Genomic DNA, 25,134 nt, shown 5'->3' on the forward strand with positions numbered 1-25,134 from the left:
TAAAGAGGCCAGCGATGTTAACCGCGATGCTGGCCGCCTTTATTGGCGGCATCATTCTCAACTTTATGCCCTGCGTTTTTCCGGTGATCTCCCTGAAGGCGCTGGGGCTGCTGCGTCACGCCGATAACGCCGCCAGCGCCCGCCGCGAAGGCCTGGCGTTTTTGCTCGGCGTCGTGATTACCATGATGGCGCTGGCGGGCATTCTGCTGGCGGTGCGCGCCGGCGGCACCGCGGTCGGCTGGGGTTTCCAGCTGCAGTCGCCGCTGGTGATCGCGCTGCTCTCCCTGACGATCCTCGGCGCGGCGCTCAATCTGCTTGGCGTCTTTGAGGTCGGGCTGACGGCGCAGCGCGTCGGCGGGCTGGATATCGGCCGCGGCGCGTTTATCCGCTCGGCGCTCACCGGCGCGCTGGCGATCGTCGTCGCCACCCCCTGTGCCGCGCCCTTTATGGCCAGCGCGATTGGCTACGCGCTGGTCCAGCCGCCGGCGGTGTCGTTAACCATCTTCCTCGCGCTGGCGTTCGGCTTCGCCGCGCCCTTTACCCTGGTGTCGCTCTTTCCGCCGCTGGCCAAAATACTGCCGCGCCCCGGCCCGTGGATGGATATCCTGAAACGCGCGCTCGCCTTTCCGATGTTTGGCGCCTGGGCCTGGCTGGTGTGGGTTCTGGCGCAGCAGGCCGGCAGCGCGGCGCTGGCCGCCCTGCTTGCCGCCTCGGTGGTGCTCAGCTTCGCCGCCTGGCTGTACGGCATTGCGCAGCGTCGCGCATTCCAGGGCAAGGGGCACCGGGCCCTGTTTGCGCTAACCGCCGCGCTGGTTGTGGCGGTTGTTGCGCCGCTGCCGGGGCTGGTTAAGCCCGCGGCGTCGTTCCCGGCCGCCGGGCAGACGGCGGAGGTATCATCCCAGCGCTGGACGCCGCAAACCGTCGCCGCCCAGCGCGGTCACGGCAAGGCTATCTTTGTCAACTTTACCGCCTCCTGGTGTATTACCTGCCAGGTGAATGAAAAAACGTCGCTCTCCACCCAGGCGGTGAAAGAGGCGCTGGTAAAAACCGATACCCTTTATATGGTCGCGGACTCGACGAAATTTAATCCGGACGTCGACGATGCGCTCAACCAGTTCGGCCAGGGCGGACTGCCGCTGTACGTGGTTTATCCGGCCGACGGCGGGCCGCCGAAGGTCCTGCCGCAGGTGCTGACGCCGGGGATTGTGGTCAATGCCCTGACCCAGGCCGCCGGCAAAAAAGCGTAATAACAAGGCGGACTATGCAAACAAACGATAGCGCGCGCGAAAGCTGGCCCGCGCTAATGGAGCAGGCGCAGGCGGGCGACAGGCTCGCCTACACCCGGCTGCTCAAGGCGCTGGTGCCGACGATCCGCTCGCAGGTGCGCAAACGGATCGCCGATGAGGCGCTGGTGGAAGACGTTATCCAGGATGTGCTGCTCAGCCTGCATCGGGTACGTCACACCTACGATCCGGCCTTTCCCTTTCTGCCCTGGCTGCTGGCGATTATCTCGGCCCGCACCGTGGACGCCCTGCGGCGGCGCGGGCGCTATCAGCACTGGGAAATTTCTGACGAGTCGCTGCCCGAGGCGGCCGCCGCCGACCCGCCGCGCCAGGAGAGCCGGGAGGAGCTGGCGGGCTACCTGCGTCAGCTTCCCCTGCGCCAGCGCGAAATTGTCGAGCACGTTCATCTGCGCGAAATGAGCCTGGCGGAAGCGGCTACCCATAACAATCTCAGCGTGGCGGCGGTGAAATCGCTGCTGCATCGGGCGTTGAAAAACCTGCGCCGATTTGGAGCCCACCATGACCGATCATAATCTGCTTATTGAAAAACTCGGCCGCGAAATGCGCCCGGTCAAACGTCCGTGGCCGACCGGCTGGCGCGTCGCCGGCTGGCTGGCGCTGGCCCTGCCGTGCGCCTGGGCCGCCAGCCTGCTGGTACCGCGCGGCCTCACCGACTGGTCGCAGCCCGGCGCGCGGCTGGCGGTGGTGCAGCTGGTGCTGGCATTTCTGCTCGGAACGTTAACCATTCGCCGCGCCTTTACCATGAGCATTGCCGGGCGCCGGAGCATCAGCTGGAAGGCCCTGTTGCCCATCGCCCTGATGTGGCTCGGCCTGAGCATCAACAGCATTCCCGGCGACGCGCCGCCGCTGCACGATGACGACAGCGTCAGCTGCTTTACCTTTCTGCTGGTCGTCAGTACGCCGATGATGGTGCTGATGATCGCCAGCCTGCGGCGCACGCGGGCGCTCTATCCGGCGCGCAGCCTGGCGATGGCCGGGCTCGGCGTTGCCAGCCTGGCGGTGAGCCTGCTGGCGTTTTGCCATCCGGTGCATCTGCACCTGCTCGATTTTGCGCTGCACCTGGCGGCAATCGTCACCATCGTCGCGCTGACGGTGATGGTTGGCAGGCGTTGGGTTAGCGTGAGCTAACCCGCTAGCCCGCTCTGCAGGCGGGCATGGTTTCTGAGGGTGTGCGAGATAATGGCCTGGTAAACCGTCGGGGAAAAATCCTCCGGCAGCGACGCGCTGACCGTCTCGACCGCCCGCGGCAGGTTATCGGCAAAATAGCGCAGGATCTCCAGCATCTGCTGCTGCGCAAATCCCACCTCTTTTGCCGTGGCGAGGAAATGACGCGGGTAGATGGTCTGAATCTCCGTTTTCCGCCCTTTCGACGCTTTCAGGCTCATCGACAGCTTAAGGTCGCTGATATGCAAACCCGCGCCGCCGAGCAGCGGAAACGCCGAGATAATGTCGTAGAACGGCGTCAGGCGGTAGCTACCGCCGGGCTGCAGGAAAATGGAAAAATTCTTCGCATGCCCGTCGGTGGCGCCGATCAGCCATTGAAAAACGACGAACTTCATAAAATCGGCGCGATCCTTCAGCGCCTCGCTGGAGCCGAGCAGAAACGTCATGATGCTGGCGATCCCCGGCCCGCCGTCCGACTCGTACTTCATCGAGGAAGAAATGCCGAACGCCTGGCACAGATCCTCCTGCGGCAAGCGCAGCAGCCGCGTGTTTTCCTGCGCCCAGCGGCGGTCAAAGCGCTCAACGGCCAGCGCCCGGATGCTGCGGGTGGTGATAATTTCAGCCTCCGGCACGGCAAAGCCCAGCGCCCGCGCGAGGGCCAGACAGAGATATTCGTTATCGACGCTTTCGCTGAGATCCAGCACCGCGTCCGGCTGCCTTATCTCGCCGATCGGCAGTTTAATAATATGCGTCGTCGGCGTTGTCGCCGTCGGTATGCACCAGCGGTCGTCCATCTTCAGCAGCGCCGTTTTCTCCTGGGCGCCGGCGACCGATATTCTGAACTCCTCCTGGCCGTTAATCATGCCCAGCGGAATATCCGCGCGGTAGGCCGTCAGCAGCGCGTCAAGCCTGGCGTCGTCGAGCGCTTCCCAGGTCAGGGCACCGGTGGCCGGAGCGGCGCCCTCGGGCAGAAGAGTGACCGCCCCGACGCTGTCGCGCCCCACCTCGGCCAGCAGGTCGAAGGGCTGCTTTGAGCGAGCCTGATAGCGCTTAACAATGCGGTCACGCACCAGCGGGCTGTCGGGCAGCAGGTTGTCGAAGTAGTTAAACACCGCATCCGAAGTGATGTTGCCGAACTGCAGCGGCAGCGACAGGGAGAGCGGGCGGGCGCGCGGGTTTTGCAGCCAGCGCGGGTCATAGCGGAACTGATGCGCGCCGTTGCCCAGCTTGACCAGCTCCCCGACGCGTTCATTGTTCATCCACGTCACGAGCGTTGCCATTACCACTCCAGATCCCGCTGGCTATCCTGTTGCTCAGGACCCGACGTGGCGCCCTTTTCGCACACCACCATCGTCATTTCAAGAGATTGTAAAATCTTAAACAGCGTGGTGAGGGTGGTTTTGTCCGGATGGTTTTCGAAGTTCGAGATCGTCGCCTGCTTAATGCCTATCCGGCGGGCCAGATCGCTTTGTGTCCATTGGTTTTTTTGCCGCACCAGCTTGATATGGTTTGCCAGCTGGGCCGGGCTGTAGATCGTCGGAGGCGTTATCATGGTCTTATCTATCCTCTTGTGGGGATAAGACCCTGTTTATACCCTGGTGAGGATAATGTCAACTTTTGGCCGGGATATCCCCAGAAGAGGATAAAGACGTTGATATCCTCTGGTGGGGATAAAACGTCAGGTATCCCCTGTTAAGGATAATGCGTGCGGCCCGATCGCCGCGCTCGGCGATCGGGCGAGGATCTACCCGCTCATCAGCTCATCATAGAGGACGCGCAGGCGCGTACGCAGGTAGAGCACGGCCTTATGCTTGCGCGATAGCAGGGCCTGCTCGCTGGCCCCGCACTCTGCGGCCAGCTCTTTGTAGCTGTAGCCCAGCAGCTCGGTCTTTTCAAAGACCTCCCGCTGGGCGGCAGGCAGTTCGGCTAGCGCCTGGTTCAGCTCCTCCCACAGCAGATCCTTCAGGTACTCGTCCTCCGGCGTTTGCGGCACTCCGAACAGGGTCTCCGCCAGCTCATCTTCCGGGAACTCGCCCTCCTCATCCCCGGAGAAGTAGTCCGCCAGCGGCAGCTCGCGCTTTTTGCGCGCCCGGTCGGTCATTTCGTTGCGCGCGGCGCGGAACAGCCAGGCGGCAACGTTCTCTACCGGCTGCTCGACCGTCATCAGCTGCCAGGTCACTTCCTGCAGAATATCGTCAGCCTCGTCGCGTACCGACGTGCGGCCGCGAATAAAGGCCTTCAGCCGGGATCGGCAGGCGTTGAGCGCCGAAACAAGCAGTGACTCCCCCGCCGCTGCGCCTTTCATTTCGCTCACTCGCTCGGCGTCGTTTTAGACGCATCGTCTGCCTGCTCTGCGGGTTCATTGCGGCGATCGCGCCAGCCGCAGTGCCCGCGATGGTCGCGGCGGTCGCGGTGACCAAAGCGCTGCATAAACTCTTCGCGCTGCTCGGGATTCATCTGCATCCAGCGTTCATGCATGCGCCGGCGCTCGCGTCCCATGCCGAACATTCCCGGGCGGAAGCCAAGGCCGCCGAAGAGGATCCGCGACAGCGCCAGCAGGCCTAAGGCCTGCCAGAAGCCGATACTTTTAACGCCAATAATCGCCGGCAGCAGCGCGTTCCACAGCGACATCACCACCAGCCCGAGTAGCGCGACGATCGCCACGCCAACGATCAGCGGTTTGCCCATCCGATGGTGGCCAAAGCCGTAGTGACGACGGTTTTCATGCCTATCAAAATCTCTCATCCTGTTGCTACCTCATGATTGTCGTGAATAGGGACTGCTGATGAGGTAGACGAATGAGCCGGAGAAATATTGCTAACAATTTTAAAAAAGCGGCTAAATATATTCATGCGCTGAATTTTGGGCAGCGAAGTTGCGCGCGCTAAAAGCTCATCGCCAGGCCAACGCCGTAGCCCTGGGTATTCTCACCAAACATATAGCGCGCCACGAGGCGGGTGCGGCTGATAAAAAAGTCATACTTGCTGCTATCCAGCTCCAGACCGATCCCCAGCGAGCTGAGGCCGTTGAAGCCCAGCTGCCCGCGCTGATCGCCCAGATACTCGGTATGGGCCCCTTCGAGAACGTAGCGCACCGGACTTTTCAGCAGCGTCCAGTCGGCGATGGGTGCCCGACGACGAACGTAGAGCCCGAGGTTTTCGGCGCTCGCCTGACCGCTGACCGCCTCGGGCGTATTGCCGAAAGTCTGCAGGCTCATGGCCGAGTAGCGAAGTTCGATATCAATATCCTGGGCGGGAGAAAACAGCTCGTAGTCCAGCATCAGCGACCCGCCCAGGCCGTAGGCGTTGAGCCTGCCGCCGTCGAGGAATTGAAAATCGGCGTCCCTGCGCCGCTCAATCGCCCAGCTGCCGATACGTACGTCGCTGGCCATCGTGCCCAGCATCACGTTAACGATGGGCCGCAGCACCAGGCTGCCGCCCCACCGGTCTTTATACAGCCGGAAATCCCAGCCGACGCCGCCGGTGGCGGTGAGGCTGTTCCAGCGGGTCGGTATTTTGCGGCTGTCGCTGCCGTCGCTGAGCACAAACTGCGGATCGTAGCGGCTGTAGCCCATCGTGCCCTCAAGGTAAATCGGGACGCTTTCGCTCATCGTCGCGCCGCCGCCGAACTGGGTAATCGACAGCTTGTTCTTCTCGTTGGTGCCGGAGCCGATATTAAGATCGCTGGCGGTAACGTCGGGAACGACGGTATAGCTCATCAGCATCAATACCGCGTTCGCCCGCTGCTTTAAATGGCCGCCGTCGACGGCGAAGGCAGGCAATGAGGCCAGCGCCAGAGCGGCAGCCAGCGTGGAGAAGATGCGGAATAAGGAAACGCTCATAGCTTAATGGTCACCTCGTCCGCCGATTAGCGATTAGCCTGACCCAACGGGCCCGTTTGCTATCCAGTATAGCGGTACTCCGGCACCGCCGGGCGGTATTGCGCCACACCTCAATATTTTTCAACCAGATACAGCCGCACCTGGTTTCGTCCCTCTTTCTTCGCCGCATACAGCGCCTTATCGACGCGATTGAACAGCTGGTCGATCTCTTCGTCATCCTGATGGTCGGCAACGCCAATGCTGACGGTCACCGGGCCGGGGTGATCCGCCAGCTGATAGCCGCTGACCGCGAGGCGAATGCTCTCCGCCATCTGCAGCGCCATCTCAATGGACCGCTCCGGTAGAAATAGCAGAAACTCCTCGCCGCCCCAGCGATATATTTTGTCCTGATGCGTCACCGTCGATTCAAGGATCCGCGAAATTGTCAGTAAAACCTCATCGCCTTTCTGATGACCGTAGCTATCGTTAATGGCCTTAAAATTATCGACATCAACCAGCAGCAGGCAAAAGCCGGTGGGTTTAAACGCGGCGGAATCCACGATGCGATAAAATTCACGCCGGTTGAGCAGGCCGGTGAGCGGATCGTGCGAGGCGGAAAACTCGAGCTCTCTTCTTAAATGCACCTCTTCGGTCACGTCGTGCACGATGCAGAGCATCAGGCGAATATTGTAGAGCACCACCGGACCGGCGTAGGTTTGAACGTGGCGAATGGAGCCGTCAGCAAGAATATGGGTGAAGTTGAGCGGCTTATGGCCGCCGGGCAGGCTTGCGACGTTGCGCATGATAGGAAGAACGTCCCGGCCGAGAGTATTAATTTGCCAGGTGTGCTTTGCCCGCATCTCATCGGCGGTGTAATTATAAAAGCGCAGCGCGGCAATATTCGCATCAATAATTCTGCCGTCGCGGTGAGGATCGATTAATAGCATGGGGGCAGAGTTAGTCATAAAAAAGCGTGAGAAAAAGCCGTTGCTACGCCGCTGATAATGCCGGGAGGCGGTATTGATAGATTCATTTTGCTCAAGCAGCTTTACCGCCTCGAATAGAATCAGGGTGTCATACTCTTCTGATTTAATCAGCGTGGTTTTACAATAAATCGAGGTCTGGCCGTCGAGGGAATTAATTGTCCAGACTTCAAAAATCTCGGCAATATTTTTGAAGTAATAGAGATAATTCTGCAGGCTGACTTCCGGACAGGTTGAGAATGTCCCTTTGCGCATCTGGTCCAGCGACATATCGCCGCTGAGGGCTCTGGAGGCCGGATTGCCGTAAAGTATGCGCTCTTTAAAAGGATGAACCACCCAAACAGGGGTGGCTAACAGGTCGAAAATAATTAATTCTTTTAATAGCATGCCGCCCTCCACCCGCCATACATCGTCAATCTGAAATCCAGTCACATGAGCATTCATCGCCTGCTGGCGAAAATAAAGCAAATTAATCAGAGAGTTCAACGGGATGACGCAGAAGCGCCAATTATAGCCGCATTTTTAATAGCAAACGGTGTCTGCGCCAGCAAAAAACGCTATTCAGCGCGGCTGACCGACACAAACAACTATTATTCAATCCATTTCAAACAGATAGAATAAACTAGCAGAGTTGGTAGTTTCTTTTTCATCCGCGCTATGCGGGTCACGGCCCTCTTCCCGCAGGTATTTTCTCTCGCCGGGCGCCTATTTTTCTATGCGCTCAAGCTGGGTTTTATCCGCCTGCGCGGCGCTTTCCGCCAGCCCCTGAAACTGCTCCGGCGTATAGAAGCTCTGCGGAACCGGCAGCGACTGCATATCATGCCCGGGGTGGATCTGCAGCTGCCCGAGGTCGGCAAGCGCAAACCCGGCCACCTTCTCCGGCATCGTCAGCCGATAGGGCTCGGCGCGCTCGAAAGGCACCGGCGTGGGCAGGCGATTGGCGCGCAGATCGTAGTTACGCTTTAACACCAGAAACTTATCCGGCACCCGGCGATGGCTGTTCCACCAGTCGCCGTCGAGCTGGCGGAACATCTTCTCCGTCTCGCTCCTCGGTGCGACCATCAGCTTAACCAGCACCTTTTTCAGCGCGTCGGTCATCGCCCGGTTGTAGTCGTCAACCGACCCGGCGTGCCCCTGCAAAATGACGTCGATCGCCAGCCGCGCCCCGAGAAGATTGGAGTAGAGATCTTCCGGCGAAAATGCGGAAATCTCCTCCGAAAAGCCGGGCACCGACTGGAAGCCGTACCACTGGGCGATCTCATGCCACTGGGCAATTTCATACGCCAGATGTCCCGCCAGCCAGGCGGCGATCGTGACCCGCGCGGAAACTGACGCCGGCGGCATAAACGCGTTGAGCTGCACGCGCCTGACGCCAAGCTCCTCGCTGTAGAAAATGCGTCCGGACTGCCCGAGGTTAGGGTAGATCCGGCTGTAGAGATAGAAGGTGTAGTCGGCGGTATCGCGAACGTGGGCGATATCAATAAAGCCGCCGCGGCGGGTATAGATCAGCCCGTTTTTTTCCTCACTCAGGCCCACCAGGTTTTTCACGGCGCCCAGCGCGCTATCGTTATAGTGATGCTCACCGAGGGTATCGAGAGTCAGCACATTGCCTATCTGATAAACCGGGATCGGCACGCCAATGGCCCTGACCTGCAGGTCGTAGCCAAACGCGCAGCAGGGTCGCAGAGACTCCGGCGGCGCCAGCTGGCCCGCTACCGGCGTCACCCGAGGATGGGTGATGGTCGGCAGCAAAGGATCTTTCGCGCACACGGAGAACGCCGCCGCCAGCAAAAACAACCAGCCATTACGCATTAACATCGTCTCCAGAACATAAAGCACGCTCGCGGCAAGCGGCAGGTTGAGAGGCTAAAAACGGTACTCTCCGGCAATAAAGAAGCTATTGCGTTCGTTGAAACCAATCTCGGTTAACAGGTTAAAATTCTGCGTAATCTCATACTGGGCGCCTATCAGCATGTTCCACGGCGAAGAGAGGCGCTGCTTAACGTCGAACTTGCCCTGGTCATCTTTATTCACTGCGGCAATCAGCGGCTGCAGCTCGGGCGGCATATGCAGATCCGACAGGTTGCCCTTAAACTCCTGCTGCACGTCCTGATACATGCTGCCGACCCAGATGCTCAAATTCGAGGGTCCGGCAATCCCCTGCATGCTGAAGCGATAGCCCACCCGCGGCGATACGGTGATAGCCGAGATCTTGCCGTCGAGGATATCGAAATCGGTGCGGGTATAGTTGGTGTCCACCAGGCCAAACCAGTTGCCGTATCCTCCGGCCAGCGTAAAGCCGGTGCCCCAGGTGGTGCCTTTAAAGTCGAGTGCAAAATCGATGTTCTGCAGCTGGCCGCTGTCGTGCAGGCGGTGGACGGAGCCGGCAATGATTCGGTCGATGCCGGTGTACTTTGACGGGTCGGCATCCACCGAGACGTTGGAAACCGACGAGCCGCGGGTGTGGCCGGCAATCCCGTAGATATTTAAAAAGGGAAAGACCCACATATCGAGACGCAGATTCTCGGTCTTACTTTTCTGCCGCGTGTGGCCGGCATCAATAGCAAACATATCGCTCGGAATAAGGTGATTGCCGAGCTTGAGCCCGGAAAAGCTGATGCTGTCGACCAGGATATCCTGGCGAATATTCATATAGCTCAGGTTGATCCCAAACGGCAGCGGGATCGCGTATCCGCGCGCCCTTGCCTCATCGCCCCAAATAGGAAAGTAGCTGTCGCCGTCGCCGGAAGCCGCGTCACCGCCGCTGGCTCCCCAGGCGCTGCCGGAGGTCAGCAGTAGCGTTATTATGGCTTTAGTCAATCTCATTTTTTTCATCTGACCTTAAAGTCCGGAACCCACATTAAAATAGACCGCCTGCTGGTGCTCGCTGAAGGCGACGTCAATGCCCGTATGTAAGCCGTACTGCCGCGCTATCAGGTAGCGAAACCCCGTCCCCCACGCGGTTTCCGTTTGTTCCCACAATCCGTGCGCTTCATCGGCGGCGCTACCGATACCGACAAACCCCTGTAGGATCCAGCGCGGCTGAAACTCCCAGGCGAGCTGAGTTTGCACCGTGCTGACATAGTCGCCCTGATAGCGATAGCTGGCGATCCCGCGTAGCGCAATATAGGGACGCGCCATCGGGGTGAGATGGCGGTCATGGTGCGTGAGGGACTGATAGTCCCCCGCAAAGGCCAGGGTTAGCGTCCGGCTCAGCGGCATAAAGTATTTACCGTTGAGTGAAAACTGGTTGTACTGATAGTCACCCCCGAGCATGGAACGGTAAAAACGATACTCGCCCTGCAGCGATAACCCCTTCTTAGGGTAGAAAAAGTTATTGGTAGTGTCATATTCCGCCACCACGCCCAGCGCCGACGAGGTGCTCTGCTGGCCCAATACCCGCTGCCAGACCCGATTGACCAGCGGGCTGTCGGTGGAGATATCGGTTTTGGCGTAGACCTGCGACGCGCCGACAAAAACCGGGGAGTCGCCGACGCGGAACAGCAGCTTTTGCAAGCCGCCGTAGCCTTTGGTCCGCGTACTGATGCTGCGGTTTTGGCTAAATCCCGCCACATCGCCGGAGTAAATATCGAGGTTGATATCGGCATAGCCGAGCATCACCAGGTAGCGAATATGGTCGTGATTCCAGCTATGACGGTGGCCGCCGCCGACAAACCAGGTGCCGTTCTGCGTCCCGCCGCCGCCAAACGCCGTCATCGGCGGCGGAATGTAGTTCTCGCCTTCGCGGGTGCCTTTACCGTGCAAAAACAGGCCGAATAGGCCCCCGCCAAAGCCCACGGCAGGTTCGGTAATCACCAGCGGTACCGGCAGAAATCCGTAGGGGTTGTCCTGCAGATACTGGCTCATATCCAGCATGCTATCTTCAGGATCGAAAAAGTCCCCCGCCGTGGCGGGCGCGGCAAGCGGCACGATCAGCGCCAGCAGCAGTTGGGGGGGGAACGGCTTCATGCACTCTCCAGGCGATAAGGGGTTTTAATACCCAGGTCACTGAAGAATAATGACTTTCAGCTTATGCAAATATAGAGTACGCGCCGCGGAAGTACCAATTGCCGGCGGCCGATTTTTTCCTTAATTTTGGATAAAAAAGCGTGCTAAATCACACTAATTACCTATAAAAATTTCCCGGATCCTGCTCGCCGTTCGCTTTTCAGCCAGACTTCTCGTGACACCGTCACTTAAACTGCACCAGCGCCCCCGAAGCAATGAGCCGCGGCCGGGATTGTAATCAAAAAGTGAATGTCGTATAACATGGCCCTACCGAGGGGTGTCCCGTGAGGGCTGAGATGGCGTAAGCCGAACCCTTTGAACCTGATCTGGGTCATGCCAGCGAAGGGACGGGTCGGCAATTTTGCCAGTTTTCCGCCATTGCCTGTTCATACTTCTGCACGCCCGGATCTCCCCTTATTCAGGAGGTCCTGTGATTCTTCCCGCATTTACCCAAGGCATCTACGGTCGTCTGCGCCAGCAGGCGGGACGCGACTGGCAGCACTACGTCGCGCATCCCTTTTTACACCAGCTGGCTGACGCCACCCTGCCCGAACCCGCATTCCGCCGCTACCTGACTCAGGACTATCTGTTTTTGATCCACTTTGCCCGCAGCTATGCCCTGCTGGTCAGCAAGCTGCGCACGCTGCCGGAGATGCGCGCCGCGGCGGCATCGATGAACGCCATCCTCAACGAGCTGCCGCTGCACGTCGGCTACTGCGCCGACTGGGGGCTGGATGAAGCCACCATGGCCGCCGAGCCGGAAGCGGCTGAGACGGTCAACTACACGCGCTACGTGCTGGATATCGGCCATTCCGGCGACGCGCTGGATCTGCTGGCCGCGCTGATGCCCTGCGTGGCCGGCTACGCGGAAATCGGGCTCGGGCTGCTGCACGGTCCGCAGACTCGTCTGGACGACAACCCCTACGCCTCGTGGATCCGTAACTACGGCGACGAAGGCTATCTCAACGGCGTCAACGCGGCGATCGCCCTGCTGGAAACCCTCTGGCAGCAGCGCGGCGGCGAGTCGAGATTCGCTGAGCTCAGCGCCATCTTCACCACCGCCACGCGGCTGGAGGCCAACTTCTGGCAGATGGGGCTGAACGCGGTAACGGAGGCGTCGGCGTGACGCCCCCGGCGATCCACGTGCGGGAACTGGGTTTGCGCTTCGGCTCACGGGTTGTTTTTGCCGATTTGTCATTCGATATCCCCGCCGGTCAGTGGATCTCTCTGCTGGGCGCCAGCGGTGCCGGAAAGACCAGCCTGCTGCGCATCATCGCCGGCCTTGCGGCGCCCACCTCAGGCCAGGTGTACGCCAGCGACGGGCAGCCCGTCGCGAAACGGCTGGCGTGGATGGGCCAGAAGGACCTGCTCTATCCGTGGCTGAGCGTGCGCGATAACGTAGCCCTCGGCGCGCGCCTGCGCGGGGAGCGCGTCGACCGCGCGCGCGTGACAACCCTGTTGCGTCAGGTGGGGCTGGAGCAGTGCGCCGACGATCGCCCGGCGTCGCTCTCCGGCGGCATGCGTCAGCGCGCGGCGCTGGCCCGCACGCTGTATGAAGACCGCCCCGTGGTGTTAATGGATGAGCCCTTCTCCGCCCTCGACACCATCACCCGCACGCGTATTCAAACCCTGGCGGCTGAACTGCTGGCCGAGCGTACCGTGGTGCTGATTACCCACGATCCGATGGAAGCCTGCCGCCTGAGCCACCGCCTGCTGGTGCTTTCTCCGTCTGCGGGCGGGATCGACGACTCGCACCATCTGAGCGGCCTGCCGCCGCGCGCGGCGGACGATCCCGCGCTGCTGACCAGCCAGGCGGAGCTGCTGCAGCAGCTAATGAGGGCCGACGGATGAGGGGCAAACTCTTTCGCGGCGCGGTGGTGTTTAGCGGCCTGCTGCTGGTCTGGTGGCTGGTGACCCGCAGCGGGATCCCCGCCTTTCTGCTGCCTTCTCCCTCGGCGGTCGCCGGCGCCCTGTGGCTCAACCGGGCGTATCTCGGCTGGCATACCCTGGTGACGCTGAGCGAAATTGTCAGCGGGCTGCTGCTCGGGGTGCTGCTCGGCGTGGTGCTGGCGCTGTGCATGATTATCTCGCCGCGGCTGCAGCGCTGGCTAATGCCGCTGGTGCTGACCAGCCAGGCCATCCCGGTGTTCGCGCTCGCCCCTCTGCTGGTGCTGTGGTTTGGCTTCGGGATGAGCGCCAAGGTGATGATGGCGGTGCTGGTGATCTTCTTCCCCGTCACCTCCGCGTTCTTTGACGGCCTGCGGCGGGTCAATCACGACTATCTCGATCTGGCCCGCACCATGGGCGCCTCCTTTGGCGCCCAGCTGCGCCACGTGCGGCTGATGGCCGCGCTACCGGCGCTGGGATCCGGCCTGCGGATGGCCGCCGCCGTCGCGCCGATTGGCGCCATCATCGGCGAATGGGTGGGCTCTGCAGAAGGGCTCGGCTACGTCATGCTCAACGCCAACGCCCGGCTGCAGACCGATATCTGCTTTGCGGCCCTCTTTATTTTAGTGCTGCTGACCGTCCTGCTGTGGCTGGCGGTTGACGCTTTCTTGCACCGGCTGATCGACTGGACGCCGGAATAATGACCTGTACGGATAATAAGGAATACCATGAGTAAACGTATTTTTGCCGGGATGGCCCTTAGCGCGCTTATCAGCGGACACGCCGCGGCGAACGAGAAGCTAACCCTGGTGCTGGACTGGTATATCAACCCGGATCACGCGCCGATTATGGTGGCGGAACAGATTGGCGCCTTTAAGGAACAGGGCCTCGACGTCAAAATCATTCCGCCATCCGACCCGGCGCTGCCGCCGCGGCTGGTGGCCGCTCGCCAGGCCGACCTCGCCATCACCTATCAGCCGCAGGTGCATTTTTTCGCCGATGAGGGGCTACCGCTGGTGCGCGTCGGGACGCTGATTAACTCGCCGCTCAACACCATTATTGCGCTGGACAAGAACATCAAAACCCCTGCTGACCTGAAGGGGAAAAAGGTGGGCTACTCGGTGAGCGGCATCGAGCAGGCGACGCTGGCAACCATGGCGCAGTCGGCGCATATCGACCCGCAAAGTATCAAGCTGATTAACGTTAACTTCCAGCTGACCAGCGCCCTGCTTGCCGGCCAGGTTGACGCGGTTATCGGCGGCTATCGCAATATCGAAGCGCTGGAGCTGAAGCTGCAGGGCAAAGATCCGCAGGTCATGAACGTCGAGGATTACGGCGTGCCGGCCTACGACGAGCTGGTGATTGTCGCCAACCGCGATGAAGCGCACGCGGAGAAGATCAAAAAATTCCTCGTCGCGCTGCAAAAAGGCGTGACCTGGCTGCGCGCTCACCCGCAGGAGACGTGGCAGGCCTTCGCCGCCGCTCACCCTGAGCTCAATACCGAGCTCAACAAGCAGGCGTGGCTCAAAACGATCCCGCTGTTCGCCAGCGACCCCGCGGCGCTGGACAAGCCGCGCTACGAAGCCTACGAACAGTTTTTATTTAACAACAAGTTGGTTAAAAAAATCACACCTTTATCGCAGTACGCTATCGAACTGCATTGAGTAACCTTACTGCCGGCGGAACTATTTCCGCCGGCAGCATCAACGAAGCGGTAATAAAACAAGGCATAAATCCACACTAATAATTACACTTTTTATGGTTTTGTGAAGGTTAAAATAATCGCTATTAATCAATAAATTAACATTAAATTTAACAATGTAAAAATAGCGTAAAAATAGCGCAATAAATAAAACATTGAATGCGGATTTAAAAAGCCATATATTGTGCGCGCTTTATGAATGGCGATTCATTTTCTTAAACCAATTATTCAACCAGAGTTCAACCGTAACCCTGGTTGTGGGAGTGATATGATGACGGATAAAGTCCGTATTGATACTTTAAGTGCAGATTTATTGGACGCAAACAACGAAACCTTTTTGGCCCGTCAGGCCGAATTCGAATCGAACGTCAGAAGTTACCCGCGCAAGCTGCCGCTCGCGATTACCAAAGCGGAAGGCGTATGGCTGACCGATGCGGATAACAAACAGTACCTTGACTGCCTTGCCGGTGCTGGAACCCTGGCGCTTGGTCATAACCATCCTGACGTGCTGCAGAGCATCCAAAGTGTCATTACCAGCGGCTTGCCGTTACATACTCTCGATCTGACAACTCCGTTAAAAGATCGCTTCTCCGAATACCTGCTCTCTTTATTACCGGGCGAAGGTAAAGAATACTGCCTGCAGTTCACCGGCCCGTCCGGTGCTGACGCCGTTGAAGCGGCGCTGAAGCTGGCGAAAAAATACACCGGCCGTTCTTCGGTGATCAGCTTCTCCGGCGGCTACCACGGGATGACCCACGGCGCGCTGTCGGTGACCGGTAACCTGTCGCCGAAAGAAGCGGTTAACGGCATGATGCCGGAAGTACAGTTTATGCCGTACCCGCATCAGTACCGCTGCCCGCTGGGTATCGGTGGTGAAGCCGGCGTGAAGGCGCTGACCTACTACTTCGAAAACCTGATCAACGACGTTGAAAGCGGCGTACGCAAGCCGGCGGCGGTGATCCTTGAAGCCGTTCAGGGCGAAGGCGGCGTGAACCCGGCGCCGGTCGAGTGGCTGCAGCGCATCCGTAAAGTGACTCAGGAACACGGCATTCTGCTGATTATCGATGAAGTCCAGGCCGGCTTCGCGCGTACCGGCAAGCTGTTTGCCTTCGAGCACGCGGGCATTGAGCCGGACATCATCGTGATGTCAAAAGCCGTCGGCGGCGGTCTGCCGCTGGCCGTTCTCGGTATCAAGAAGCAGTTTGACGCCTGGGAGCCTGGCCACCACACCGGCACCTTCCGCGGCAACCAGCTGGCAATGGCAACCGGCCTGACCACCCTGCGTCACCTGAAAGAGAACGACATCGCCGGTAAAGTCGCGGCACAGGGCGAGTGGCTGAAAGGCAAGCTGGCCGACATGCAGAAACGCTACCCGGTCATCGGCCACGTTCGCGGCCTGGGTCTGATGATCGGCATCGAAATCGTTAAGCCGAACGAAGCTCAGGATCATATGGGCTGCTACCCCGCGGACGGCGCACTCTCTGCTCTGCTGCAGAAAAAATGCTTCGAAGCGGGCCTGATCCTTGAGCGCGGCGGCCGTAACGGCTGCGTCCTGCGCCTGCTGCCGTCGCTGCTGATCAGCAACGCGGAGCTGGAAATTTTCTTCGACAAATTTGAACTGGCCCTGCTGGCCGCCGGCGTAAAACCGGTCTGAGTGGAGTAAGTGACCGCCATGTCCCAATTGAATCCGATCCTTGCCGGTTCGCCGCAGAGCATTGAGGCGTACCAACAGGTTATCGCTCAGACCAGCCAGGCCGTCGCCCAGTGGCTCAAGCAGCCTGAGATGTATCAAGGCAAAAGCGTCGCCGAACTGCGCGAGCGCATTACCCTTGAGTTTACCGAACAGGGTCTGGGCAACCAGGCGGCGATTGAACGTGCGATCGAGTACTTCCTGAAAGACAGCCTGTCGGTGCATCACCCGCAGTGCGTGGCGCATCTGCACTGCCCAAGCCTGGTGGTAAGCCAGGCGGCGGAAGTGCTGATTAACGCCACCAACCAGAGCATGGACTCCTGGGATCAAAGCCCGTCGGCCACCATCATTGAGATGAAGCTGATCGAGTGGCTGCGCGCCCGGGTGGGCTACCGGGCAGGCGACGCTGGCGTATTTACCAGCGGCGGCACCCAGAGCAACCTGATGGGCCTGATGCTGGCGCGCGATGCATTCTTCGCCCGCCAGGGCCACTCGATTCAGCAGGATGGTCTGCCGGGCGATATTCGTAAGTACAAAGTGTTCTGTTCTGAAAACGCCCACTTCTCGGTGCAGAAGAACATGGCGCTGATGGGCCTCGGCTACCGTTCGGTCACGCTGGTCAAAACCGACCGCTTTGCCCGCATGGACGTCGAAGACCTGAAGGCGAAAATTGCCGAAGCGCAGGCCAACGGCGAGCAGATCATGGCGATCGTGGCGACCGCGGGCACCACCGACGCGGGGGCTATCGACCCGCTGCGCGTGATTGCCGGCATTGCGGCGGAGCATCAGATCTGGCTGCACGTGGACGCGGCCTGGGGCGGCGCGCTGCTGCTTTCCGAGCACTACCGCGATTATCTGGACGGCATTGAGTGCGTGGACTCCATCACCCTGGACTTCCACAAGCAGTTCTTCCAGACCATCAGCTGCGGCGCGTTCCTGCTAAAAGACGCGCGCCACTACGAGCTGATGCGCTATCAGGCGGCCTACCTGAACTCCGAGTTCGATGAAGAAAACGGCGTACCGAACCTGGTGTCCAAATCGCTGCAGACCACCCGCCGCTTCGACGCCTTGAAGCTGTGGATGGCGCTGGAAGCGCTGGGGCAGAAGCAGTACGCGGCAATTATCGATCACGGCGTGACGATGGCGAAAAACGTCGCTGAATACGTTGCCAGCCAGCCGACGCTGGAGCTGGTTATGGAACCGCAGCTGGCAAGCGTGCTGTTCCGTTCTCGCCCGCAGCAGACCGCGGGCAGCGACGATGCCGCCATCGCCCTGCTCAACCAGCGCATCGGCGACGCGCTGCTGGACTCCGGTCGCGCCAACGTCGGCGTCACCGAGCACAACGGCGTCACCTGCCTGAAGCTGACGCTGCTGAACCCAATCGTCACCCTTGATGACGTGAAGGTGCTGCTGAACCTGGTTGAACGCACCGCCCAGGAAGTGCTGGCAAAGTAAGCTGAACGCCCGGATTACGGCGCCTGCGCCCGATCCGGAGTTCCGCCCCTTGCCGCCCCGCCCGGGACGTTAGCCTCAAGAAAGCCGATAACTCACCTTATCGGCTTTTTTTACGCCTCTCCTCGCGCTACGTAGCCGATGCGATAGCTCTCTCCCGCAGCCGACGGCGCATCGCCAACGCTCACCTCCATCAGCCGCCAGCGGCTCACGTCCCACGCGCAGAGCGGCCCCTGCAGGTCGAGGTTTGCCAGATCGCTGAACGGCGCAATGGCGCGTTTTTTAACGCTCAGCCACGTCTTATCCATCACATCCGCAACCTCCGGGACCCGCAGCGCCAGCCAGGTTTCAATGTGCGGCCAGCCAAAGTCCTCGCACAGGCGGGCAAAACCGGGACTCTGCAGAAAGCGCGCCATCGCCCCGGCGTTTTGCCAGACGTACAGCGGCGCGTAGCGGTTCTCCGCCGCGGGCATCGCACGGTCATCGCGGCGGGAGTAGAGATAGATTTTAAATACCAGGCCGGGAAAGCCGTCCAGCTTTGCGCCGCCGTCGGCAATGCGGCGCTCAATAATCGACATGTCGTAGTCGGCGGGCAGCGTAAAACGGTATTGCATAACGATCATGGTAGCTCCGGAAGGTAATATTGACGTTGGGGCCAGTGTGGTGCCACAGTACCTTCCTGAAAATCGAATAATTCAGGAGCCATCGTCCTGAATAAGAGGATGATTATGGAAAAGCTCACGCCGGCGCTGGATCTCGATGCGCTACGCACCTTTGTGACCGGGATCGAATGCGGCAGCTTTGCCCAGGCGGCGCTGCGCCTGTCGCGCTCCACCTCGGCGGTCAGCGCTCAGCTTAAGAAGCTGGAGATGCAATGCGACGCCGGGTTGGTGGTGAAACAGGGCCGCCACCTGGCGCTCACCGCCGAGGGCGAAAAGCTGATGGGCTATGCCCGGCGCATGCTGGAGCTCAACGATGAGGCCCTGCGCGCCCTCAAAGGCGAACGGCTGAGCGGCGAAATCCGCATCGGGATGCAGGAGGATTTTGGCGAATCCCTGATGCCGGGGATCCTCGGCCAGTTTAAGCGCCACCACCCGCAGCTGCGGATCGTCGCCAGGGTGGACCGCAACCTTCCCCTGCGTCAGGCGCTGGCGGAGCGCGCGCTGGATATGGCGCTGCTATGGCAAACCGACAACGCCGGGCACACCTTAGGCCAGTGCCCGCTGGAGTGGATTTATCATCCGGACCTCGACGTCGCCGCCCTGCTGGCCGCCGGCGAACCGCTGCCGCTGGTGATGTTTGAAAGCCCGTGCCTGATGCGCTCCAGGGCCATCGCGGCGCTCGATGCGGCGGCCATTGCGTGGCAGGTGATGTTTGTAAGCCATAGCCTCAGCGGGGTCTGGGCGGCGGTGCAGGCCGGATTAGGGCTGACGGTGAGAACCAAAATCGGCATGCCGCAGAACCTGCGTTCCGCCGGCGGGCTGCTGCCATCGCCCGGCAGCCTCGCCATCGGCCTCGAAGAGAACCCGCTGCAGGCGCGCAACGCCCCCGCCTGCACGATGCTCGGACAGCTGATGGCGGAGGCGCTGAGCGGGTTGACGAACAGGTGACAACGTCACATGCTCATGACCACTGGCGTGTTGTTTGCGGTTTAATTCAGGTTCTCGCCTCGCGCAACAGCTGCTGGATCACCTGCTCCTGGCGGGCGTAATCCCCTTCACCAAAGGCGGTGTAGCGCAGCTGGCCGCGGGTATCAAAGATGTAGTGCGCGGGCCAGTAGCGGTTGCCGAAGGCGTTCCAGATGGCGTAGTTATTATCCGCCACCACCGGATACGGCAGCCGCCATTTCGCCACCGCCTCCCGCAGCGCCGGAAGCGAGCGCTCCCACGGATATTCCGGGGTATGCACGCCGATCGTCACCAGCCCCTGCCCGCGATACCTGTTCGCCCAGTCGCGCACGTACGGCAGGGTATGCTGGCAGTTAATGCAATCCCGGGTCCAGAAATCGATGAGTACCACCTTCCCCTTCAGCGCTTCCCCGTTCAGCGGCCGGGAGTTAATCCACGCCGTTCCCCCGGCCAGGGAGGGCATTGCGCTGGTTGGCTGCGCGGCGACGATCGGCCGCAGAACGGTTTTTTGCGGCGGCTGCGGCAGCGCGGCGCTCAGCCGCTGTTCAAGGCGATTGGTCAGGCTGCTGGCGCCCTGCAGATAGCTATCCGCGCCGCTGGCGATCAGCGCCACCGAGGCCAGAATGCCGGCACCGGCAAGCTGGCGCAGGCGCTGGGTTAAGGCCAGCCCGCTGCGCAGGCGGGTAGCCAGGCGTGAGCCAAACAGCCACAGCAGCGCCATCATCAGCGCGCAGCCGCTGCCGTAGGCGGCCAGCAGCAGGCCGGTCGTTGCCGGGCTGGCGCTCAGAACGGCGAGGCTGAGGATCGCCCCGAGTACCGGCCCGGCGCAGGGCGCCCACAGCAGGCCGATGGCGAGACCGGCGAACAGCGGCGCGGCGCCTGCGCTACGGCGGTAGCTGTGGCCGTTGAGGCGGTTCCCCAGCGCCACCAGCGGCGACGTCAGGCGCTGCGCGACGCGCGTCGACAGCAGGCTCAGGCCCACCGCGGCGAGGAATACTAGCGCCAGCCAGCGCCCGGCGATGGTCAGGCTCACCACCTGCTCATTCGCCACCGTGACCAGCAGCGACACGCCGGTAAACATCAGCACCATCCCGCAAAGCATCAGCGCCAGATGGCCGGGCCTGCCGCGAACGTTTGCGAAAATCAGCGGGATAACCGGTAAGGTACAGGGGCTCAGCAGCGTCAGCATGCCGGCAATAAAAGCAATCAGGACGGACATCATCATTCTCCTTGTCGTGCGATAGCGGCCAACGGCGGCAGCAAACGCATTACAACAGGCGAATGTATGGGCAACGTGTCGGGAACTAGGGGGTTTTGTCAGCCAGATTGTCGGCGGCGGCGTCAGATACACAGGCATACAAAGCCCCGGCATCGAGAATAAGGGAAGCCATAAGCCCGCCCCGCTCGCCGTTGCGTAACTGCAACTTCCCCTGCATCTGCGCCGCCAGCTGAGCGGCGATCGCCAGCCCTAAGCCGGTTCCACCGCTATCGCGGTTGCGGGAGTTCTCCAGGCGATAGAACGGCTGCAGCACCGCCTCCAGCGCCTCCTCCGGGATCCCGGGCCCGTCGTCCCGCACCTGAATGCAAGCGTCGCCGCTTTCCCGAAATTCAAGGGTAATCTCTACGCTATCGCCGAACTTAAGTCCGTTATCGATAAGGTTAGTCATGATGCGTCGCAGCGCCTGGGGCTGGATCAGCAGCGTATCGGCGCTCGCGGTGGGCTTAAAAGTGACCGGACGGCCGACGTCGGCATAATCGCAGGCAATGCTGTCGAGGAACGCATTCAGGCTCAGCCGCTGGCGCTTCTCCTCCAGCGGCTGAGCCGAACGGGCAAAGGCGATCCCCTCCCTGACCAGGCGGGTCATGTTATCAAGGTCCTGCAGCAGCTTGTCGCGCAGCTCCGGCACATCCGCCATTTCAACCCGCAGCTTCATCCGCGTAATAGGCGTTTGCAGGTCGTGCGAAATCGCCGCGAGGATCCGCGCCCGCTCCTCGAGATGATCGCGGATCCGCGTCTGCATGGCGTTAAAGGCGCGGGCGGCATGCTGCACCTCCACGGGCCCCTTCTCCTCCAGGGTTCCGGGGACGTTTGCCGTCGGCTCAAGGGCGTCAATGGCGCGGGTAAAGCGGGTCATCGGGCGCACCACCTGGCGAACCGCGTACCAGGCGCAAAACAGCAGCAGCAAAAACTGGATAAGCAGCACCGCCGGCAGCCAGCGGGCAATCACCGGCAGGCGCGGCCAGAGGTCGATGCTCAGCGGCGCGCCGTCGTGGAGAGTGATGTGGGCCTGAATATGCTCTCGCGGACCGGGTACGGCGATGATGCTCAGCGGATAGCGGCCGCCCAGGGTCTCCTGCAGCGAGCGCACCGCGTCGCGGGAGCGCCAGCTGGTAGGCCAGGCCCCGCTTTCGCCTGCCGCCAGCCGGTAGCGGTAGTTGCCGCGCGCCAGCCGGGCCAGCCATTTCGGGCGCTCGGCGGCCGGCAGTCGGTCAAGAATCGCCACGCTGGTGGCGACATCGTACTGCAGGTTGCCCAGCATCACGCTGCGGGCGCTGCTCATTCGTTCATAGAACAGCAGCGAAAAGGTGAGCGCGTTAGCCAGCAGTAAGGCAAAGAAAATCATCAGCATCAGGCGGGACTGCAGCGAGCCGGGCCAGAGCTTCACTCGCGCGCCTCGCGGATAGAGACCGGCACGGAGAGCACGTAGCCTTCGCTGCGCACGGTTTTGATATAGGCCGGCTCGCGCGCGTCTTCACGCAGCCGCTGGCGCAGGCGGCTGACCAGCAAGTCGATGGAGCGCTCAAACAGCTCCGCATCGCGGCCCTGGGTCAGATTCAGCAGCTGGTCGCGGTTCAGCACCCGCTGCGGATGGTCGAGAAATACCCGCAGCAGGCGGTATTCCGCACCGCTCAGCGCAACGAGGGTACCGCTGTCGTCCAGCAGATGGCGCGCGGAGGTGTCCAGCAGCCAGCTGCCGAAAGCGATAAGCCGACCGGCCTCGGTAATTTGCAGATTAGGCGGCAGCGCCCGCGTGCGGCGTAAAATGGCCTTAATGCGCGCCAGCAGCTCGCGGGCGACAAAAGGCTTCACCAGATAGTCGTCAGCCCCCATCTCGAGGCCGAGTATCCGGTCGCTGTCGTCGGTGCGGGCGGTCAGCATCAGCACCGGAATATCCTGCCGCCCGCCGCGGAGCTGGCGGCAGAGAACCAGTCCGTCGTCGCCGGGCAGCATAATATCCAGCACGATCAGATCCACATGTTGGGCCTGCAGGACCGCCCACATCGCCTTGCCGTTGGCCGCCCCGGTCGCCCGATATCCCGATTTATTCAGATAGGTGGTAACCAGCTCGCGAATGTCGCGATCGTCATCGACAACCAAAATATGGTCAATATGTTCCACTGCAGGCTCCGCTAAGAATGGATTCAACTCAAAAATAATATGCGCTGGCGCCGGAAGCGCAAACCACACTTTCCGGCGCCCGGCCTACAGGCGATCGGCGTCAATGACCGCCTGCACGAAATGAGTCGGATCCTCCTGCGGCGGATTGTGGCCGATATTGCCGGTAAAATCGCGGTGCTGATACCTGCCGCTAAATTTTGCCCGGTAGCTTGCTGCCGCCGGATGCGGCGCGCCGTTATTGTCACCTTCGATAGTGATGGTCGGGACGCTGATGGCGGGCAGCTGCGCCAGCTTTTGCTCATAGGCGGCGTACTTCTGCTCGCCCTTCTCAATACCCAGCCGCCAACGATAGTTGCTGATAGTCACGGCAACGTGATCCGGGTTATCCAGCGCCCGGGCGCTTTTCTCAAACGCGCTGTCGCTAAACTTCCAGCCGGGAGAAGCCTGGCGCCAGATCAGCTTTGCGAAGTCATGGGTGTTCTGACGGTAGCCCTGCTGGCCGCGCTCGGTGGCGAAGTAGAACTGATACCACCACGACAGCTCCGCCTGCGGCGGCAGCGGTTTTGCGCCAATCTGCTGGCTACTAATCAGATACCCGCTCACCGAAACCAGCGACTTCACCCGCTCCGGCCACAGCGCGGCAACGATATCCGCCGTGCGCGCGCCCCAGTCAAACCCGGCGAGGTCGGCCTGTTTGATTTTTAACGCGTCCATCAGATGCACGATGTCGGCCGCCATGGCGGAAGGCTGGCCGTTACGCGGCGTCTCCGGCGAGAGAAAGCGCGTGGTGCCGTAGCCGCGCAGATACGGCACAATCACCCGAAATCCTTTTTGCGCCAGCGCCGGTGCGACACGGGCATAGCTTTGAATATCGTACGGCCAGCCGTGCAGGAGGATAACCGCCTGACCATCGCGCGGCCCGATATCGACATAGCCAATGTTCAGATCGCCGGCGTTGATTTGCCGTAGGGTGTCAAAGCCGCCGCTATCTTCTGCAGCACAAACGCTTGCGGAGACCAGCGCTGAGGCGGCCAGCGCCAGCGCCGCACAGTGACGGGTGAAAGGTGTGGTGTTCATCAGAATGCCTCTTGTGTGTTGAATGACGTACACAGCAAAACACGGCGATGTATCTGCTCTATACGTCAGACAAGGCGCTTTTGTCTCACCCTGTATCGCCGGACGGCTCTGATACACGGTGATACAAAAGTCGCGACAAGAGGCGAAGGAAAAAGGCCGTAACGGCGTTTTAGCCGCGGGAGAGGTAGCGCGGCGCCGGTTCCGACTGCGCAAAGCCGGGCAGCATCGTCAGGCGCGCGGCGTTGAGGGCGTTCCACTGCGCTTCATCGTGCAGCGGCGGAATGGTGACAAATTCACGGCGATCGAAACCCGCCAGCGCCGCATCCACCAGTTTATCGACCTCCATCACGCCGGGAATAGCATCCACGTCTTTGCCGCTATGCTGCCAAATCTCGGTGCGGGTCGCCGCCGGCAGCACTGCCTGGACGTAGACGCCCCTGGCGGCCAGCTCGACGTTGAGCCCCTGAGAGAGAAACAGCACAAAGGCTTTGGTTGCGCCATATACGGTGAGGCCCATTTCCGGAGCCAGTCCGACAACCGAGGCAATGTTGACAATCGCCCCTTCGCCCGCGGCCGCCAGTCGGGGCGCGATAGCATGAGCCAGCCGGGTCACCGCCGTCACGTTGAGGGCGATCAGTCGGGCGATCTCCTCGCTGCTTTGGCTGAGGAAGTCGCCGGGAATCGAGGTGCCGGCATTGTTGATCAGCACGCCGATGCGCGTATCTTCCCGCAGACGCTGCTCGACGGCGGCAACGTCGTCATTGTTGGTCAGATCGGCGGTTAAAATGTCCACCTGCACCCCGGTCTCGCTGCGCAGACGCTGGGCCAGCGCGGTAAGGCGTTCGGTATTGCGCGCGACGAGAACCAGATCGTGGCCGCGTTGGGCAAAGCGTTCGGCGTAGACTGCGCCAATCCCGGTCGATGCGCCGGTTACCAGTACGGCTGATTTGCTGCTCATTCTGTACTCTCCTGGATTTATACATGATTGTCGTCATGAATAATGTCACAGGCTGGGTATG

Annotated in this window: 26 protein-coding genes and 1 riboswitch; of the genes, 11 read left to right on the top strand and 15 right to left on the bottom strand. The window is 60.9% G+C overall.

All coding sequences use genetic code 11. From position 1 onward, the window contains the following. Nucleotides 1-14: 14 nt before the first annotated feature. From M2416_RS10310 to M2416_RS10320, 3 genes are read left to right on the top strand one after another with little or no spacing between them, the layout of a single operon-like run. Complete coding sequence (locus M2416_RS10310) at nt 15-1,247, top strand: protein-disulfide reductase DsbD family protein (RefSeq protein ID WP_259223709.1); 1,233 nt, start codon at nt 15-17, stop codon at nt 1,245-1,247. Between the two features lie 14 nt (nt 1,248-1,261). After that, entirely contained in the window at nt 1,262-1,816 is a 555-nt protein-coding gene (locus tag M2416_RS10315; RefSeq protein WP_041145488.1) for a sigma-70 family RNA polymerase sigma factor, read from the top strand. Beyond that, on the top strand, nt 1,803-2,432 hold the full coding sequence (locus M2416_RS10320; RefSeq protein ID WP_076947135.1) for an NrsF family protein: 630 nt from the start codon (nt 1,803-1,805) through the stop codon (nt 2,430-2,432). Before M2416_RS10315 ends, M2416_RS10320 begins: the two co-directional genes overlap by 14 nt. On the opposite strand, the gene M2416_RS10325 is transcribed toward M2416_RS10320, so the two are convergent. The 6 genes from M2416_RS10325 to M2416_RS10350 all read right to left on the bottom strand — a co-directional run bounded on the left by M2416_RS10325 (nt 2,429) and on the right by M2416_RS10350 (nt 7,658). Then, nucleotides 2,429-3,748 (bottom strand): type II toxin-antitoxin system HipA family toxin, encoded by a 1,320-nt coding sequence (locus tag M2416_RS10325; protein ID WP_259223710.1) that lies wholly within the window; start codon nt 3,746-3,748, stop codon nt 2,429-2,431. The two genes, M2416_RS10320 and M2416_RS10325, sit on opposite strands and share 4 nt — an antisense overlap. After that, on the bottom strand, nt 3,748-4,020 hold the full coding sequence (hipB, locus tag M2416_RS10330; RefSeq protein WP_045855339.1) for a type II toxin-antitoxin system antitoxin HipB: 273 nt from the start codon (nt 4,018-4,020) through the stop codon (nt 3,748-3,750). The genes M2416_RS10325 and hipB overlap by 1 nt, the downstream gene beginning before the upstream one ends. A gap of 192 nt (nt 4,021-4,212) precedes the next feature. Beyond that, the gene (locus tag M2416_RS10335; RefSeq protein WP_076947284.1) at nt 4,213-4,773 is read right to left on the bottom strand and encodes an RNA polymerase sigma factor; all 561 of its coding nucleotides are present in this window, start codon (nt 4,771-4,773) and stop codon (nt 4,213-4,215) included. A gap of 5 nt (nt 4,774-4,778) precedes the next feature. Continuing rightward, entirely contained in the window at nt 4,779-5,213 is a 435-nt protein-coding gene (locus M2416_RS10340) for a hypothetical protein (RefSeq protein ID WP_259223711.1), read from the bottom strand. Nucleotides 5,214-5,352: 139 nt separating this feature from the next. Continuing rightward, on the bottom strand, nt 5,353-6,309 hold the full coding sequence (locus M2416_RS10345) for a hypothetical protein (RefSeq protein ID WP_076947137.1): 957 nt from the start codon (nt 6,307-6,309) through the stop codon (nt 5,353-5,355). Nucleotides 6,310-6,419: 110 nt separating this feature from the next. Beyond that, complete coding sequence (locus M2416_RS10350) at nt 6,420-7,658, bottom strand: GGDEF domain-containing protein (protein WP_076947138.1); 1,239 nt, start codon at nt 7,656-7,658, stop codon at nt 6,420-6,422. 45 nt (nt 7,659-7,703) lie between these two features. Here M2416_RS10350 and M2416_RS10355 point away from each other — a divergent pair, with 45 nt between their 5' ends. Then, a complete protein-coding gene (locus M2416_RS10355; RefSeq protein ID WP_259223714.1) occupies nt 7,704-7,892 on the top strand; it encodes a hypothetical protein in 189 nt (62 codons plus the stop codon). 84 nt (nt 7,893-7,976) lie between these two features. Here the strand turns inward: M2416_RS10355 and M2416_RS10360 are convergent, their stop codons facing one another. The 3 genes from M2416_RS10360 to M2416_RS10370 are packed head-to-tail and all read right to left on the bottom strand — an operon-like array spanning nt 7,977 to nt 11,240. Continuing rightward, nucleotides 7,977-9,083, bottom strand: a complete 1,107-nt coding sequence (locus tag M2416_RS10360) for a DUF4056 domain-containing protein (RefSeq protein ID WP_041145482.1) — start codon at nt 9,081-9,083, stop codon at nt 7,977-7,979. 54 nt (nt 9,084-9,137) lie between these two features. Continuing rightward, a complete protein-coding gene (locus M2416_RS10365) occupies nt 9,138-10,097 on the bottom strand; it encodes a hypothetical protein (protein WP_076947285.1) in 960 nt (319 codons plus the stop codon). A gap of 15 nt (nt 10,098-10,112) precedes the next feature. Continuing rightward, nucleotides 10,113-11,240, bottom strand: coding sequence for a BamA/TamA family outer membrane protein (locus M2416_RS10370; RefSeq protein WP_259223717.1), 1,128 nt, complete (start codon nt 11,238-11,240; stop codon nt 10,113-10,115). A 302-nt stretch (nt 11,241-11,542) separates the two neighbouring features. Beyond that, nucleotides 11,543-11,644: riboswitch (TPP riboswitch) on the top strand. A 65-nt stretch (nt 11,645-11,709) separates the two neighbouring features. On the opposite strand from M2416_RS10370, the gene M2416_RS10375 reads away from it, so the two are divergent. From M2416_RS10375 to M2416_RS10400, 6 genes are all read left to right on the top strand, one after another. After that, complete coding sequence (locus M2416_RS10375; RefSeq protein ID WP_148249895.1) at nt 11,710-12,405, top strand: TenA family protein; 696 nt, start codon at nt 11,710-11,712, stop codon at nt 12,403-12,405. After that, nucleotides 12,402-13,130: an ABC transporter ATP-binding protein gene (locus M2416_RS10380; RefSeq protein ID WP_076947141.1), complete on the top strand. Its 729-nt coding sequence runs from the start codon at nt 12,402-12,404 to the stop codon at nt 13,128-13,130. Before M2416_RS10375 ends, M2416_RS10380 begins: the two co-directional genes overlap by 4 nt. Beyond that, nucleotides 13,127-13,867, top strand: a complete 741-nt coding sequence (locus tag M2416_RS10385) for an ABC transporter permease (protein WP_041145478.1) — start codon at nt 13,127-13,129, stop codon at nt 13,865-13,867. The genes M2416_RS10380 and M2416_RS10385 overlap by 4 nt, the downstream gene beginning before the upstream one ends. 27 nt (nt 13,868-13,894) lie before the next feature. Then, complete coding sequence (locus M2416_RS10390) at nt 13,895-14,830, top strand: ABC transporter substrate-binding protein (RefSeq protein ID WP_076947142.1); 936 nt, start codon at nt 13,895-13,897, stop codon at nt 14,828-14,830. 306 nt (nt 14,831-15,136) lie between these two features. Further along, the gene (locus M2416_RS10395) at nt 15,137-16,522 is read left to right on the top strand and encodes a diaminobutyrate--2-oxoglutarate transaminase (protein WP_259223722.1); all 1,386 of its coding nucleotides are present in this window, start codon (nt 15,137-15,139) and stop codon (nt 16,520-16,522) included. A gap of 9 nt (nt 16,523-16,531) precedes the next feature. Beyond that, on the top strand, nt 16,532-18,013 hold the full coding sequence (locus M2416_RS10400) for a pyridoxal phosphate-dependent decarboxylase family protein (RefSeq protein ID WP_175636977.1): 1,482 nt from the start codon (nt 16,532-16,534) through the stop codon (nt 18,011-18,013). A 110-nt stretch (nt 18,014-18,123) separates the two neighbouring features. Here M2416_RS10400 and M2416_RS10405 read toward each other — a convergent pair whose 3' ends face one another. Next, entirely contained in the window at nt 18,124-18,633 is a 510-nt protein-coding gene (locus M2416_RS10405; protein ID WP_259223725.1) for a DUF4865 family protein, read from the bottom strand. Nucleotides 18,634-18,732: 99 nt separating this feature from the next. Between M2416_RS10405 and M2416_RS10410 the strand changes: the two genes are divergently transcribed. After that, entirely contained in the window at nt 18,733-19,620 is an 888-nt protein-coding gene (locus M2416_RS10410) for a LysR substrate-binding domain-containing protein (RefSeq protein WP_255313493.1), read from the top strand. Between the two features lie 46 nt (nt 19,621-19,666). Here M2416_RS10410 and M2416_RS10415 read toward each other — a convergent pair whose 3' ends face one another. The 5 genes from M2416_RS10415 to M2416_RS10435 all read right to left on the bottom strand — a co-directional run bounded on the left by M2416_RS10415 (nt 19,667) and on the right by M2416_RS10435 (nt 25,073). Further along, a complete protein-coding gene (locus M2416_RS10415) occupies nt 19,667-20,857 on the bottom strand; it encodes a cytochrome c biogenesis protein/redoxin (RefSeq protein ID WP_259223730.1) in 1,191 nt (396 codons plus the stop codon). Nucleotides 20,858-20,942: 85 nt separating this feature from the next. Continuing rightward, nucleotides 20,943-22,304, bottom strand: a complete 1,362-nt coding sequence (locus M2416_RS10420; protein ID WP_259223732.1) for an ATP-binding protein — start codon at nt 22,302-22,304, stop codon at nt 20,943-20,945. After that, complete coding sequence (locus M2416_RS10425; RefSeq protein WP_041145471.1) at nt 22,301-23,038, bottom strand: response regulator; 738 nt, start codon at nt 23,036-23,038, stop codon at nt 22,301-22,303. Before M2416_RS10425 ends, M2416_RS10420 begins: the two co-directional genes overlap by 4 nt. Before the next feature lie 84 nt (nt 23,039-23,122). Then, nucleotides 23,123-24,115: an alpha/beta fold hydrolase gene (locus M2416_RS10430; protein ID WP_076947148.1), complete on the bottom strand. Its 993-nt coding sequence runs from the start codon at nt 24,113-24,115 to the stop codon at nt 23,123-23,125. 169 nt (nt 24,116-24,284) lie between these two features. Continuing rightward, a complete protein-coding gene (locus M2416_RS10435) occupies nt 24,285-25,073 on the bottom strand; it encodes an SDR family NAD(P)-dependent oxidoreductase (RefSeq protein WP_041145469.1) in 789 nt (262 codons plus the stop codon). Nucleotides 25,074-25,134: the final 61 nt, after the last annotated feature.

The sequence above is a fragment of the Klebsiella sp. BIGb0132 genome, assembly GCF_024810075.1.
Taxonomy (GTDB): domain Bacteria; phylum Pseudomonadota; class Gammaproteobacteria; order Enterobacterales; family Enterobacteriaceae; genus Klebsiella; species Klebsiella terrigena.